This window comes from Natrinema thermotolerans (assembly GCF_031165565.1).
Lineage (GTDB): Archaea > Halobacteriota > Halobacteria > Halobacteriales > Natrialbaceae > Natrinema > Natrinema thermotolerans.
Map to the genome: position 1 here is coordinate 2,779,625 of NZ_CP101873.1, position 14,567 is coordinate 2,794,191.

General features: G+C 64.9%; 12 protein-coding genes. 2 read left to right on the forward strand and 10 right to left on the reverse strand.

All coding sequences use genetic code 11. The features are described 5' to 3' along the window. Positions 1-34: 34 nt before the first annotated feature. Positions 35-1,324, reverse strand: coding sequence for a DUF7125 family protein (locus tag NP511_RS14305; protein WP_049966044.1), 1,290 nt, complete (start codon positions 1,322-1,324; stop codon positions 35-37). A gap of 201 nt (positions 1,325-1,525) precedes the next feature. Between NP511_RS14305 and NP511_RS14310 the strand changes: the two genes are divergently transcribed. After that, entirely contained in the window at positions 1,526-2,737 is a 1,212-nt protein-coding gene (locus tag NP511_RS14310) for an outer membrane protein assembly factor BamB family protein (RefSeq protein ID WP_084158295.1), read from the forward strand. Here NP511_RS14310 and NP511_RS14315 read toward each other — a convergent pair. The 8 genes from NP511_RS14315 to NP511_RS14350 form a co-directional block, all read right to left on the reverse strand. Beyond that, a complete protein-coding gene (locus NP511_RS14315) occupies positions 2,734-5,781 on the reverse strand; it encodes a DUF7286 family protein (protein ID WP_049966045.1) in 3,048 nt (1,015 codons plus the stop codon). The genes NP511_RS14310 and NP511_RS14315 overlap by 4 nt on opposite strands. Before the next feature lies 1 nt (position 5,782). Then, on the reverse strand, positions 5,783-6,832 hold the full coding sequence (locus NP511_RS14320) for a DUF7284 family protein (protein WP_233274348.1): 1,050 nt from the start codon (positions 6,830-6,832) through the stop codon (positions 5,783-5,785). After that, positions 6,829-7,305, reverse strand: coding sequence for a DUF7285 family protein (locus NP511_RS14325; protein WP_049966047.1), 477 nt, complete (start codon positions 7,303-7,305; stop codon positions 6,829-6,831). The genes NP511_RS14320 and NP511_RS14325 overlap by 4 nt, the downstream gene beginning before the upstream one ends. After that, entirely contained in the window at positions 7,283-8,176 is an 894-nt protein-coding gene (locus NP511_RS14330; RefSeq protein WP_049966048.1) for a DUF7283 family protein, read from the reverse strand. Before NP511_RS14330 ends, NP511_RS14325 begins: the two co-directional genes overlap by 23 nt. A gap of 83 nt (positions 8,177-8,259) precedes the next feature. Further along, on the reverse strand, positions 8,260-9,972 hold the full coding sequence (locus NP511_RS14335; protein WP_049966049.1) for a hypothetical protein: 1,713 nt from the start codon (positions 9,970-9,972) through the stop codon (positions 8,260-8,262). 7 nt (positions 9,973-9,979) lie between these two features. Next, the gene (locus NP511_RS14340; protein WP_049966050.1) at positions 9,980-11,923 is read right to left on the reverse strand and encodes an ATPase, T2SS/T4P/T4SS family; all 1,944 of its coding nucleotides are present in this window, start codon (positions 11,921-11,923) and stop codon (positions 9,980-9,982) included. Between the two features lie 31 nt (positions 11,924-11,954). Beyond that, positions 11,955-12,419 (reverse strand): DUF7311 family protein, encoded by a 465-nt coding sequence (locus NP511_RS14345; protein WP_049966051.1) that lies wholly within the window; start codon positions 12,417-12,419, stop codon positions 11,955-11,957. Further along, positions 12,416-13,069 carry a DUF7310 family coiled-coil domain-containing protein gene (locus NP511_RS14350; RefSeq protein ID WP_049966052.1) on the reverse strand — a complete coding sequence of 218 codons (654 nt, stop codon included), beginning with the start codon at positions 13,067-13,069 and terminating at the stop codon, positions 12,416-12,418. Before NP511_RS14350 ends, NP511_RS14345 begins: the two co-directional genes overlap by 4 nt. 196 nt (positions 13,070-13,265) lie before the next feature. Here NP511_RS14350 and NP511_RS14355 point away from each other — a divergent pair, with 196 nt between their 5' ends. Beyond that, positions 13,266-13,541, forward strand: coding sequence for a DUF8028 family protein (locus NP511_RS14355; RefSeq protein ID WP_006650963.1), 276 nt, complete (start codon positions 13,266-13,268; stop codon positions 13,539-13,541). Between the two features lie 7 nt (positions 13,542-13,548). On the opposite strand, the gene NP511_RS14360 is transcribed toward NP511_RS14355, so the two are convergent. Then, a complete protein-coding gene (locus NP511_RS14360; RefSeq protein WP_049966053.1) occupies positions 13,549-14,472 on the reverse strand; it encodes a DMT family transporter in 924 nt (307 codons plus the stop codon). Positions 14,473-14,567: the final 95 nt, after the last annotated feature.

Below are 14,567 nucleotides of genomic sequence, written 5' to 3' on the forward strand. Positions count from 1 at the left end.
TACCGACCGTCCAGCCGATAACTGGACTCGGCTCTCAGGATCGGCTGTCGGTCGCCTCGATCGACGCCGGCGACCGGCCGTCGAACGCGAGCCGGATCCGTTCGGTCCCCGCGTTGTCACCTCTGAACTTCGAGATCGACAGTGTATGGTCGGTCCCATCCGCTGCCGGCTCCGACTCGAGTTCGAAGACCGCGTCGGCGGCGTGAAGCGTCGCCGTCCGGTTCGCCGGCACCGCCGGCCCCTCGAGACAGTGCAACAGGCCGATGCTCTCCGTCGCAACCAGCCGTTCCGTGAGCGCGTCGAGAAAGGAGACGTACGTCGCCCGGTCCGCGGTCTCCATCGCATTCGTCGGATCGACGACGAGCGTCGACGACGCCGGCAGCGTCTCGAGCAATTCCGCCGCGTCGTCGAGCCCAGTCTCGCCACCGAGGCGGCGCACCGTCGGGTTCCCGGTCTCGATCGCCGCGGCCTCGAGCGCCCGCGAGACGTTCGCCGTCGACCGCTCGGTCGACAGATAGAGCGTCCCGCGGACGGCGGTCGTTCCGTAAAGCAACTGCTCCGACTGACTGGCGGGTTCCGCGACGACCGCGACGAGTGATCCCGGTTCCAGTCCGCCCCCGAGCGCGCGATCGAGCGCGTCGATCCCCGTCGGCAGCAACTCCTCGTCGTACGCTACCGGCGTCCGATCCGGAGCCAATCGTCGCTCTATCGTCCGTGCGATCCCCTCGTAGGCCTCCCGCGTCGCCTCGTCAGTCAGCGGTGCTTCCCCCTCCGGAACCCGCCCCAGAACCGGGACCCGCGTCCACGAGTCGATCACCTCCGGCACGCGGTCGCACCGGTTCACCACCGCGCCGAGTATCGGCACCTCGAGCCGGCGCGCCATCTCGATCGTCGTCTCGGCGGCCGTGAGACTGCGTTCCGTCTCCGTCGTGACCACGATCACCCCGTCGGCGGCCGACAGCGCTTCGACGACGTCCGGGCCCGCACCCGACGGGCAATCCACGAACGCCCGCTCGGCCGCCTTCTCGAGCCGATCGAACGCTGCCTCGAAGTCGACCCGGTCGGACGGCTCCGGTGCCGCGACCAGCCCCGCGTCGTCCGTCCGCGGGCTCGACTGGACGACCGTCTCGGCGACGGCCGACTCGGACTCGAGCGCCGCGAGCGTCGGCTCCCGATCGACGCCACCGGCCACGTGGAGGTTCGGTAATTGGCGGTCGGCATCGACCGCGATCGCCGTCGTCGTCTCCCGTGTGACCGCCTCCGCGAGTCCGATCGTCGTCACCGTCTTTCCACAGCCGCCTTTCGCTCCTGCGATAGCGATCATAGCGACAGTCCCGCGGCTTCCTTTTTGAACGTCCGCCCGCTCCGTCTCGCCGTTCTCGAGTTGGTTTCGGTCGCTCGCTCAGTGCTGCCGGATCCGCGTATCATCTGTCGGTCCGTCACGGGCTGGTGTTACCTCTCGGAAATCACAGTCTGGATAGAGGATAAAGATTTTACAGTATGGGTTTAATTTTGAGATTATACTATGAGTTGGAAACCGAACCGAACTCGCCGGACCTGGCTGGCGAGTTGTGCCAGTACCGTTGCCGGCGTTTCGGTCCTCGCTGGCTGTACGAGCGACAGTTCCGAAACGAACGAGGACGAACCCGAGAACGACGACACGCTTTCAGCCGACACGTGGCCTATGTACGGCGTTGACCCACAGAACACGGGGTATCATCCGACGGCGACCGGTCCAACCGGTGACGAAGTGCGATTGCGGAAAGTCTTCGAAGGCGAGGGATCGATCAGTAACAGCCCCGTCATCGTCGACGACACGCTCTATGTCGCTGCGGATACTCACTTATACGCGGTCGATCTAGAAACGGAGGAACTCGAGTGGCAAAAAGAAGTCAACGCGTCTCCTGCGGCGCATCCCGCTGCTGGCGATGACCGAGTGTTCGCTGGCACGAGAGATGGGATCGTTGCGGCCGATCTCGAGGACGGCGAAATACGATGGCGGAACGACATTGGGATCAGTAGCGTCAATCCCGTGCCGGTGAATGATGGCGTCATCGGCATACAAAACCTATTCCTTCACTATTTTGATCTAAAGAATGGTGACGAAAGCACCCTCCATGATATGCGTAACCACCAAGGGAGCTATCCATATACACATGTCCCTGCCGTTGATAACGGGAATGCATATTTTGTTAGTGAGAACTCTATTTATGCAGTAGACATTGTGGATGGTAGCGTCCAATGGCAATTCAACAGTTCTACAAAAGAGCCATTAGGTGAAAGCGATCCAGTTGTCTTGGATGAGACAGTCTATCTTGGTGGTGAGGATCATCGGCTATATGCAATTGAATCTGGGTCTAAAAAATGGGAGCTAGAGATTGATGAACCAATAAAGTGTAGTCCATCGGTAGCATCAGGAACAGTCTATTTCGGCGGCGGTGGAACAGGGACACAGGACTTTTTCGCTATTAATATTGAAAACAAGAGTTTTGAATGGAGTCCAAAAAACCTTCGGTATAGTGTAAGTGCGAAGCCCGTAATCACCGATGATATAGTATATGTGTCTAGCTATCATGATCTGGTCGCTTTCAATACGGAAGATGGTACTGTAAAGTGGCGAGTTAAAGACCTTGGACAGGAGAGTGGTGAATCAATTAGGGCACCACCTGCTATTTCCAATGGGACACTCTATGTTCCTACAGCAGAAGGGAACGTCTATGCTGTAGAGGATGCTTAATTATTTACCGGAAGGTTCCCACTTGAGATACAGCTACTACTGTTCTCGAATCCAGCACCAACTTCGTTCCAGGCCGTCGAACAATTCTTTTGCGGTGAGTTTGAGGCTTTGTATCGCCATGTATCGCCGACGCCAGGGGTTCCCTTTGTTAGCAGCTGTGGACTTGGAACAATGATTGGAATTACAAGCTCATTCTCGAACGAAATCGGTTCAACGGAACCGACTGCAAGCTCGTCTTGTGCTGCCCAAGTGGGTGTATCGACTGTCGCCTCAGTGTCTTGCCGGACGTACGTTAATCCTGTAGCGCCCGTCGGATCACCGTCGGTAGATCGTACTTCGAACCGTGCGTATTCGCCCTGTACCTCGAGGTAATACGCATCGAGTTGCAAGTAAAACAACGACGGCCACGGCATGAGGGGAAATCCTGGATGGCCGATTCCATCGAGATACCCGGTACCCATAGGTGCGTGTTTCGTCTCGTTGATCTCGTCGATCGAAAGCATCTCACCACTGTCGGGGCGTACTGCTGGCACCTCAGTTCGGTTGACCGTCTCCAAAGAGAGGTACGTCGGTGATCCTTCGATCTGGTAATTCACGTCTTCTATTAGTGGGGACTCCTCGAGCGACCCCTGTGTGTCCTCGGGTCGTGTTTCGGGATCCATCGTTCGGTCGACAAAGTCTACCGGTCCCCCGAGAAGGTCGTTGCTGGTATCGAGCAGTCCCCCGAGGAGATCGTTGAGTATCGCACTGCTCTCGCCCAGCGTCGTGTCGTGCCAGCCGCTTACCTTCTCGATATTATCGTACGTGTTCTCGAAGTACTGTTTGCGGACTTCTGCTCGCAGGAGATCGGCGGTGTTCGCGTACGGTTCAGACGCGTTCTGGTACACTAACCCTCGCTCTAGATCACGGACGTTGCTTTCGGTTTTCTCGAGCGGACTCGGTTGTTCAACCATGTTCCAGATGTCAGTTCGATGTGGCTCGGCACGCGTGATGACTTCATAGTGCGTATGATTGAGTTCGGAGAGCGCCCATTCGTAGAGTTCCTCTTCGTTCCGTGGGCTAATATCAACATTTGGGTCGGCTGAATAGGGTATTTCACTCTCAAAATCGCTTTTCGTAATTATCGATGCACTCGAACTTTCGAGTTCCCGTTCGAGTTCTCGTTCCTGTGAACGGACAGTCGTCGCGTCGAGGTCGAAGGTTTCCTTGACCGCTCTCGTTTTGGCACCCTCAAAGTTGCTAACAGATCCATATTCTTCGTTCCACGAGTCAGATCGGAATGGTGATTCAATTCCGCGCCCTTCCCGTTCAATGTCGATGTCATCAGAAACCAGATCTCCAGTGATCGTGTAGCTTGCACTATATGTAATATTGTCCTTCCAGTTCCAATGCGTATGCGGGGATTGATTTCTATCTTCGTGTTCCCAATCAGCACTAACCCCGATAGAATTCTGGTATTCGATATCGATCTCAGCGAAACCCCGGTTGTCAAAGCTGGCACTATTATGTTCTTCCAATATATTGACCGATACATCAGAATTCGCTTGTGAAGGATTGGCGTAGCGTGTTACATTGAAGGGGCCTGTCCAATTTCCCGGGTTTTGTGCCCAATCTTCTGCCGGTGATGGATCCGGTAATTGATTATACCTAACCGGACCGCTTTCTCGTGTTTTTGTGTCAATCTGATATATGTCATTTATCACTCCTTGTATCTCCGAGTTACGTGGATAATCTCTCGAAAATGTATCTTCGAAATCGGATAAAGTCCCGTCATTTTCTCCTCGAAAATTTCCAACTCTATCGGCTATTCCCTGGTTATTTAATTTGTCGGAGAAATAGCTATCGAGATAACTGTCAGTGAAGCCACCATGTTTCATAAGTGAGTCGTTAAATTTCGATTCGATCTGCGCCATATCCATCCCAGCCGCCATCTGCATATACCCCAGATCGGCGAACGGATGAGCCTGAACCTCGACATCGGTTTCGACGTTGTCCTCGAGCATCGTCAGTGCAATCTCCTGAACGGTCGGCGGGTCAGGTAGCGCACCGTCTTGATCGAGTAGGTCGGTGTTACAGAGGTCGGTCTCGTTGGCGAGGGCACTGTCGTTAGCGACGAAGTCCTCGGTCTCGATGTCGCCCGCGTTCGAGGTGAGATCGCCGGCCATACACAGCGTCGGTTGGAGCATGGCGCGGTCCTTGTAGGGGTCGGTCGTGCCGAAGGTTCGCTCTTGCAGGCCGAAGATAGCGTCGTTGACCATGACCTCGGTGTGGTCGTTGGGCGTCAGGTTATCGAACGCCGGCTGGCCGCTCGAGAGGCGGTCGTAGTAGGCCTTGCCCCAGGTGTAGGGAAACAGCCGGGCAGCCGTATATCGACCGAGGCCGTCGTACTCGTCGGTTTCGAAAAAGCCGGTGTTGAGCTGGCGCTGGAACTCGTCGGTTCGGTCCTTGAGCTGGTAGAGCGGGGTCGCGACCGAGACGGTCAGATCGCGGCGTTCGGTGATCGGTTCGCCGTCGCTTTCGTTCCCGATGAGTTCGACGTCTGCGACCTCGACGGTAAGGACGCCGGTGTCGGGTCGCTCGAGCGAGATACGATCGATCGCGGCTGCGAGATCGTCGCTGTCGTTCCAGTCGATACGGTCGATGGTGACGCCAGCGGCGGTATCGTGGCCGACCTGTTGCGGAGTGGTCGCGAACGATTCGGCTACCTCCCGGTAGACGAGGAGCTTGAGGTATTGGTCGAAGACGGGTTCGTCATCGTCGAACGCTGCTTCGACGGTCGGGCTCGCACCGTCGGTCGACGTGACGGGTGCGCTTGCGGCTGCCTCGGTCGCTCGGAGGACCGATCGCCGCAACTCCGAGACGGCGACCGATTCGGCGCGGTCGATGGCCACTGCTTGTTCGGTCTCGACCTCGGGTGTGTCTCTGGAGCCGAGGACGCCGACGATGGCGATGCTACTGATCAACAGGAGAACTGCGATCAGGGCGAACGGAACTCGGGCGCGGTTGTCTGCTGCGATCGAAACTGTGGGTTGACTGTCGGTCATCTTACCAAGTCTGAATCGTGATGGTTACGTCGGCGGTCGATACCTCGTCGGCGAGCAGCGCTGCGATCCGCTCGTCGCGGGCGGCGCCGCTGTATTCGTCGTCGATCGTCGCGATTTCCTCGGCGAAGGCGTCCTGCAGGTCCTCTGAGAGCCACTCTCCGAGCCCGTCCCGGCCGAATCGGTCCGCGTCAGCGATCCCGCGGCGAACCTGTGCGTTCGCCTCGAGAGCGTCCGCTTTCTCGCGTTTGAGCGGGCCGTGATGGGCCGGGTTCGTCGTCCCGGAGAACTCGTACTCGAGTGGCGCGACCATGCGCTCGTACTGGAAGACGGCGAGGTCGTGGGACAGCCCCTGACTCTCGAGTGCCAGTTGCGTCTCCTCGGGTGGGAAGTAGCCGCGAACGATCGCGTCCCCGAGGACCATACCCGCGGCTTCGAAACCGGCCGAGTCGGAATCCGCAACGAGGTCGGTTCGATCCCCAAGGCGGTCGTTCCAGTCGGTCCCGCCCTCGAGGGACGCGCGTTCGATCTCGTCGGCGTCGACGGCCGGCAGTCCGCTCGAAGCGGTCAGCGTCACGCTCGAGACGTCCGCGGTTGGTGGTGGCCGTTCGCCGGCGGTCGCCGTCCCGTTGATCGAGGCGTTCTCGTAGGGTTCCCACTCGGCGACGGCGTAGAACTCGCGGTCGGACCCGATCAGTGCGCTCCCGATGGCGGCGTCGACGGCGGCCTCGAACTCGTCGCCCGTGGGGCGGATCGGCGTCCCGTCGATGCGGGCGTTCGCGACGGCCGCGTCCGCAAGCAGGCCGGTCGCGGACCCGTACTCGGTCCGGTGGTATCCGCCGGGTCGTTCGGCGACTGGATCGGCGTCGGCGAGGCTGTACTGGACGCTGATGGTCGTCGCGCCGAGTACCGCGGCCGTGTGGTCGGCTCGGTCCCCGTCGGGGTCGGGCGTGGTCCCGTACAGGTGGGTACCGAGCAACAGGACGCTCGCGCTGACGAGCAACAGTGCCATCGCGACGTCCATGACCGTACTCACCGCTCGGTCCGATCTCATCCGTTCCACACCCCCACGAGCAGCGTCCCGCGTCGCACGTCGCCGGGAGCCGTCGCGACGGCGATCGAGCGCTCGGCCACGCCGGCCTCGTCGGGCGGGCCGTCGAGTTCCTCGTCATCGATCGCACTCTGGCGTGACGTTCCGTCCGTTCCGAACGCGGCGGTTCCGACGACGCTCTCGCGGCCGTCGGCGACGGTCGTGAGCCGGACGTAGACGTTCCGACCGTGTGGCAAGGACTCGGTCTCGATTCCGCCCGCGAGGTCGCCGTCGTAGGCGCGAACGACGCCGTCGCTCTCGAGGTCGTCGGCGATCCGCTCGAGCGCCGTCGTTTCGGTGGTTCGATCGGTCGTTCCGGGAAGGGTATCGGTGAGATAGAGCCCGTAGAGACCGATCCCGGCGATAAGCGCCGAGACGGCGACGAGTGCGGCGAGGGGATCGGTTTGTCCCCGGTCAGACATCGACGAGCGTGACATAGAACGAATCGGCCTCCGTATCGCGACTCACGTAGCCTCGGTCGTCGACACCGGTCGTCTCGAGGGTCTCCCCGCCGGGCGGACAGACCGCGACGGTCTCGTCCCCTCGATCGGCGCGGACGGTTACGGTACACAGCTCGGTGCCGCCGGCTTCGACCCGCACGTCGATCGGGAACGACATCGCGGGCGCTCCCTCGAACTCGTCGTGGACGATCGTCTCGGTCTTCCTCGTCGATGTCGCGGTGACCGTTTCGTCGATGCGTCCTCGATCGCCACTCCCGTCTGCCCGCAGTCGTATCCCGGTTTCCGCGGTCGATTCGTACTCGATGGTAACTTCGTGGGTCTGGTCGCCGGGGACGCGCTCGATATCGACGGCAACACTGACCGTTGGAAGCGGCCTCGTCGCGACGGTCCGGGTCCGTAACGGCCCGTTCGCGGGCCGCCACTCGTCGCCGTTCCTCTCGTATGCCGATTCGACGTCCGCGAGAAAGGCATCGATCGCGTTCCGACTCGGATCCTCGACCGCCGCCGCGTACTCGTCCTCGACGGCACGGCCGGCGGAGACGTTCTCGAGCCGTTCGTTCCCCGTGACGGGGACCACATGGCCGTAGGTGAGCGTCGCCCGCGTCGTGCCGTGTTCGTTTCGCATCGCGACGGTGCGGCCGGTGACCTTGATCGCGGTCGCGTCGTGGTCGTAGGTCGAACTCGCCTCGTAGGGACTGCCAGCCGTCTCCTCGATGGCGTTCGCCGCTCGGTTCGCGTCCGGTGGCGGGCCGGTCGGTAGACCGAGCGCAACGGTACCGACGGCGGCGCTGACGATGGAGACGGCGAGCCAGACGTACCAGCCGTCGATCGGTGCTTCCAGGTGCATGCCCTCGCTGGCCGCGTGTTCGTATTTAAACCTCAGTCGCGGTGGGGAGCCGACCCGGGCCGGACGGAAGTGGGAGCGAGCGGTCAGAGGACGGCACCGATGAGGGCCACCGTCACGACGTACAGCACCATCGCGGAGACGAGCGTCCGACCGACGTGATAGCCGACGAGGGCACGGTCGATCCCGTGACGCAGCGCGATCGAGAGCGGCGTGATGATGACACACAGCAGTAGCAGGTAGACCCCGATGACGATCCCCAACGACTCCGTGGGGAAGGCGGCCGCGTCGACCTCGCCAGACGCGACGAGTGCGTCGCTGGCCATCATGTCGGCCATGCCGACGGTGGCACCGGCCACGAGCGGCGCGAAGTACGCCGCGGTGTTGTCGAGGGTCCCGGTCACCTGTTCGAGGTTCCGCTTGGTCTCGGCCTCGACGGTCTCGAGTTCCTCGAGGTGGTCGGCCATGGAGACGATGGCGCGACCCGCTGGTTTCCCCTCGTCGGCCGCGATCGCAAGCAGGGCGGCGGTCCCGCGAGCGCGCGGGCTGGGAACGTATCGGAGCGCGCCGTACTCGCCGAGGAAGGCCTCCCTGACGCCGGTCTGAAGCCGTCGCTGGAGGCCGGCCGCGCGTTCGAAGACGGCGCCGGTTTCGCCGGGGACCCGGTCGCCGGCGAGTTCGACGGCGGACTCGACGGATTCCCCCTCGGCGACCTGTTGGCCGACGACGTACAGCGCGTCGGTGAGGTGGGCCTCGACGTCGCGGACGTGGTGTCTGACCGCGAGGATCGGCCGGTAGGTAACGAGCAGCGCGACCCCGAGCCCGAGACCGACGGCGGCGACGGGCGCGAGGTGTGTAGGACCGACCGCGACGAGAACGGGATAGCTGCTGCCGCCGGCGGCGACACCCCAGAGCGGCCGCAGTCGGAGCCGATCGGGGAGCGAGGGGTGGTCGTGACCGATCGTCGGCGGCGGAAACGCGACCGGCCGGCGGACGAGCAGCCAGAGGCTGGCCCCGACGAGCGCACCGGGCAGCACGACGTTGTACAGGAGGACGACGAGCCAGATGTTGACGGCATAGCCGACCATCGGCACCGCCGGGACCAGCGAAACCAGCGCGAGCGGGAGCATGATCCCGAAGGCGAACAGTCCGGTCGCCGGCGCACGAATGGCCGACGTGAACTCGGCCATCTGGCTACGCGTGCCGTCGAGGACGGCTGACAGCGCGCGATCGAGCGTCCGCAACCGCTCGGCTTCCGGAGCGTCCTGGGCGGTCGCGAGTAGGTGTGCTGACCGCCGTAACGCCGGGAACCACTCGGCCCACTCCTCGGCGAAGGCCAGCAGCCCCGTCCCCGCGGTGCCCATCGTTCGATCGATGTGCGCGTCGAGACTCCGCGACAGCGGGCCCGAGCCGGTGTCAGCTGCGAACCGGATCGCGCTCTCGAGGGCCGGCTGGACCTGCATGCGCAACACCGCCCGGCCGATCAGGTTCGGCGTGTCGCCGAGGGCTTCGGTCCGGCGAAACGCCGCCTGCAGATGGGGGATCGAGTGAACCGTGTGGATCGCCGCGACCGGGGCCATGAGGACGAAAAACGCCACGAACGGGAGCGGTGCCGGCGTCAGCAACAGTCCCAGCGGGAGGACGGCGGCGATGATTCCGGCCCCGTATCCCGCTCTGACGACCGTCTCGGGGTCGTGGGGCGAACCGGTAAACGACAGCGACTCCGCGAGGCCGTCACTGGCGTCGACCTCGGCCGGGTACAGCGCCGCCAGCGTACGAACGACGGGCACGGACGTCATCGCGAGATCACTCGTCGGTCCGGTCCGCGTAGGCTCGCGTGACCGCGCGGGGACTCGTTCGGCCCTCGCCGGCGAGCCGCGAGAGCAGTGCCGTCCGGGACGCGAGCGCCCGGCGTACGTCGGCGTAGGACTCGGTCGGTCCGGCGAGCCGGTCCACCAGCCGGCTCTCGCCGCGGTCGATCCGACCGGTCGCGACCGCGTCCTCGCCCTCGAGTTCGTACAGCGGTTCGAACCGGTGGGTGTCGCCGTCGTCGATCACCTCCTCGATGGCGGCGAGGCGGCGGGTTCGGCCGTCGGGGGTCCGGTGGGTCTGGACGGTCACGATCAGATCCGTCGCGGCGAACGACGAGGGTTCGACGCCGAGGTCGGTGACGACCCGTTCGGCGACATCGTCGGCCCCGTCGCCGTGGATCGTACCGAGGACGGCGTTGGCGTTGGCCCCGACTCGCATCGCCTCGTAGAGGACCCCCGCCTCCTCGCCGCGGATCTCGCCGACGACGAGCGCGCCGTCGCCCAGCCGGAGGGCGGTCCTGAGCGCCTCGTCCGGGGCGATTTCGGGCCCGTCACCAGTACCGGTCCGGAGCGCCTGTACGTCCCGACCGACCGACTGTAACGTGTCGACGGGCAGCTCCGGCGTGTCCTCTATCAGGACCGTCCGCGTCGCCGGCGGAAGTTCGTACAGCAGCGTGCCAAGCAGCGTCGTCTTGCCGGCCCCTCTCGTACCGGCGATCAGGGCGGCGGCGTTTCGCTCGACGGCCACCGAGAGCAACGCCGCGGCCCCCGCCGGCACCGTTCCGTTCGCGACCAGCGCAGGGAGGGTAAACCGCTCGTCCGGCCGCTCCCGGAACGCGAACGCGATCCCGTCGGCGACCGGCTCGGTGACGCCGGCCACTCGAATGCCGGTCCCGTTCTCGAGCGCGGCCGTCGCGTCGACGGTCGGGCTCGCCCGGGAGAAGGCCCGGCCGCTGGTGCGTCGAACCCGGGACGCAAGTGCCTGTGCGCCCGCTCGAGTGAGCGAGACGTTCGTCGGCATCGACTCCCCGTCGACGACGACCCGGATCGGGTTCGCCGAGACCGGCGAGGTGACGAAGACGTCGGTCACGCGCGGGTCCGCGAACAGGTCCTCGAGGACGCCGTAGCCGGCCGTATGCTTCGTGAGAACGCCTGCCAGCTGGGGGGTGGCCGGCTCCCCGCTCGCGCGTTCGATCGCCCGCGGTCCCGCCCGGTCCCCCTCGACGACACCCTCGGCGATCGCCTCGTAGCCCTCGAGGAGGAGCCGGCGGTCACTCTCGGAGAGGGTCGTATCGACGATCTCGAGGGCGTACTGCGGCGTCTCGTCGGGGCGGTCGTAGATCCGCGCCTCGCTGCCGGTCGACAGTGAGCGCGCATCGACGAGACGCGCTCCGTCGGCGATCGACCGATCGACGAAGTAGTGACCGATCGTGAGTCCGACGGTCGCGGTCAGGGCCGACTCGTAGCCCTCGGCGCGCTCGGCAGCCGCCACGAGTCCCGATTCGACGCCGATGTCCGCGATCGGACCGACTCGGGTCCGGAGTTCCTCGCCGACGGCGAGCGGGTCCCGAGCGGCGGCCGACGCCAGCCGGTCGTCGCGATGGCCACGCAGCGCGACGAACCGGCCGGCCGAACCGAGCAGGGCGACGCCGCAGTCTGCGTACCGGCGCTCGAGGCCGTTCGATCGCACGACGATCGCGTTCGCTTCGCGGTCGGCGAGTGCCTCGATCGCGGTCCGGCGACAGGGGACGGCCGACTCGAGGCGGCCGTCGCAGTCGCTCGCGTCGATCCGGAGCGTCTCCGCTTCGACGGCCGTTCGACACGTACACCCGGCGTCCGGTTCGTCGCCCCAGTTGTCGAAGAGGCCCCCGAGACCGAGCCGCGTGCCGTCGACGCGATCGACGACCGAGCGGAGCCGCTCGGGTGGGTTCTGTAACATACCGGCGCTGGCCGCGGCATCCGATTTAAACTCACAGGCGGCTCGCGACGACGACCGGCTTCCCGTCCGCGTCGGTCCGAAGCGTCAACGCGAGCCTGTTCTCGCCACGCTCACGGACTACGAACGGCTCGGTGTCGTCGGGATCGCCCCCGACGATCCGTTCGTCGATGATCGTCTCACGGACCCGTCCGTCCGCGAGCGCGTACCGGACGACGGTGGCGCGTCGGTCGGCCCGCGGAACGATCCGAACGTGGTCGACGGCGACGGTCGTAAGCGAGCGACGCGGGAGCGTCAACTCGACGACTCGTCGGGGGTTCGGGTGGCCGTCGGGCGACGGCTCCTCGGTGGCGACGAGATCGGTCGCGGCGTCGTCGACCGATGCGATCCCGGTCTCGACCTGCCGGTGCGTGTTCATCGTCGCACCCCGCTCGATCGCCGGTGCGGCGAGCGCAGCGAGCGCGACCGTCAGGACGGCGGCGACGACGTAGCGGTTCACGGGAGTCTGTCCCGGAGCGATCCGAGGATGCCGGTCGTCCCGTCCGCCTCGTCCGTGGCTGCCGCTCCGTCCGCGGCCGCCGCTCCGTCCACCTCGCCCTCCGACAGCGGGTCGTCGCTCGAGCGTCCGTCGTCGTCGTCGGCCGTCGACACGATCGCCTCGACGGTCCGTTCGACGCCGGGGCGTTCACCGCTTTCCCCGGCCGCGTCCGTCGACGCGATGGGCGGGCTCCCCGACTCGCGTTTGTCTCGAGCGTCGGCCGTCGATTTCGGCGCTGCTCGCTCGGCCGCCCCCTCGTCTCCCGGTTCGGAACCGGACCGCGAACCGTTTCGATCGTGGTGGCTCTCGAGGGCTCGCTCGAGGCCGTCGATGCGGAACTCGAGCCGGTCGACCGCCGCCACGGCCGCGTTGGCCCGCCGTTCGACCGCGTCGTCAACCGATTCGACGCCGCCGACGGCACCCTCGACCGCGTCGACGCGTCCCTCGAGATCGGCGAGCCGTCGGTCGTGTGCCTCGAGGCGCTCGACGGCCGTTTCGAGGTCGGCGGCGAGCGACGCGCGGTCCTCGAGCGCCGGTACCTCGGAGTCGCCGTCGACGACCGCGCGCTCGAGCGCCGACAGCCGCTGTTCGATCCGTTCGATGTCGCTCATGGCGAGCGTTGCCCCGCGATCACGGATAAACCTCCGACCGGGTTCGTTCGGCACCGCTCATCGTGACGATGAACGAGTCGTTTCCGTCGGTAAACGGACCGTTCCGTCGGCCGAGTCCGGCTGAATCCGGGGTAACCGACGAAACGGTCGACCCGGTATATGCACCGCGGCGGGCAACGATCGATCGACGAGTTCGATGGCGAGTCCTCCCTCCCTCGACGACCGACGATCCGCGGGCCCGAACGCGCCGGACGGCCGCTCCGACGAGGACCACGGCCTCCTCGAGCGGGCCGTCCCAGGACTGGCGACGCCGATTCGCGCCGTCGGGTTCTGGGCGGCGATCGTTCTCCCCGCAGCCTACCTCCCCCTGCTCGCGACCGGTCTCTCCTCGGCGCTCGAGGGCGGGCTCTTTCTCGGCCTGCTCGCCGGCAACTTGCTATCGCTGTACGTCGGTCACGCCCATCGCCGGTAGGGGCCGCCTACTCGCTCGCCTCTCGGGACCGGACCTGCCCCAGCTCCCGGCGGATCGCCCGGCGTTTCACGAGGAGGAAGCCGACGACGATGACGCCGAACCCGACCAGTGCGGCGTCGTCGACGACCTCGCCGAGGTAGAGCCAGCCGACCACGGCCGCGACGATCGGAGCGACGTAGGACACCATGTTGATCTCGACGGCACCCAGCCGCTCGAGCAGTTCGAAGTAGATGAGGAAGCCGACGGCACTGGCCCCCACCGAGAGGTACGCGAGCGCGCCGATCGCCTCGGGGTGGATCCAATCGGCCGGCACGATCGGTTCGCCGAGCGCGAGACTCACGAGATGGAGCATGGCCGCGCCGCCGAGCATCGACCAGGCCTCCATCGTCTCGATCGGGAGGTCGGCGTCGATGCGGCGGGTGAGGACGCTACCGAGGGCAAAGGCCAGCGCGGCACAGAAGACCAGTCCCTTGGCCACGGCGTCCGCCGCGAGCAGGCTGCCCGGATCGGGGCGGACGACGATAGCAACGCCGACGAGTCCGACGACGACGCCGACGAGACCGACGGGAGAGAGGGCATCCGTGGGGACGAGCGCCCGAGCGAACCCAGTACTCAGGACCGGCGAGAGACTCACGACGATGGCGGCCGCCGCGGCGGTCGTGTGCAGTTGGCCGACGAACAGGAATGCGTGGTAGGCCGCGATCAGGAGCCCGGCACCGACGAGGACCTGCCACCAGCCGGCCCGATCGCGCGGTCGCCAGTCGGCGACGGCGGCCGCGTAGCCGAGCATCAGTAGTCCGGCAATGTCGTATCGAAGCGCCGCAAACAGTATCGGCGGGAGATGCGACAGCCCGGCGCTGATCGCGACGAACGCTGCTCCCCACAACGCTGCAAGCACCAGAAAGAGCGAGAGGGTCTGATATCGGCTCACGGTGACTGTTCCGTGAGAAAGTGCCTATGAATTTCGGTTCGAGTCGACGCCAGCGGCGACTCCGGCGGTCGATCGGCCGCCACCGGGACGGGGTC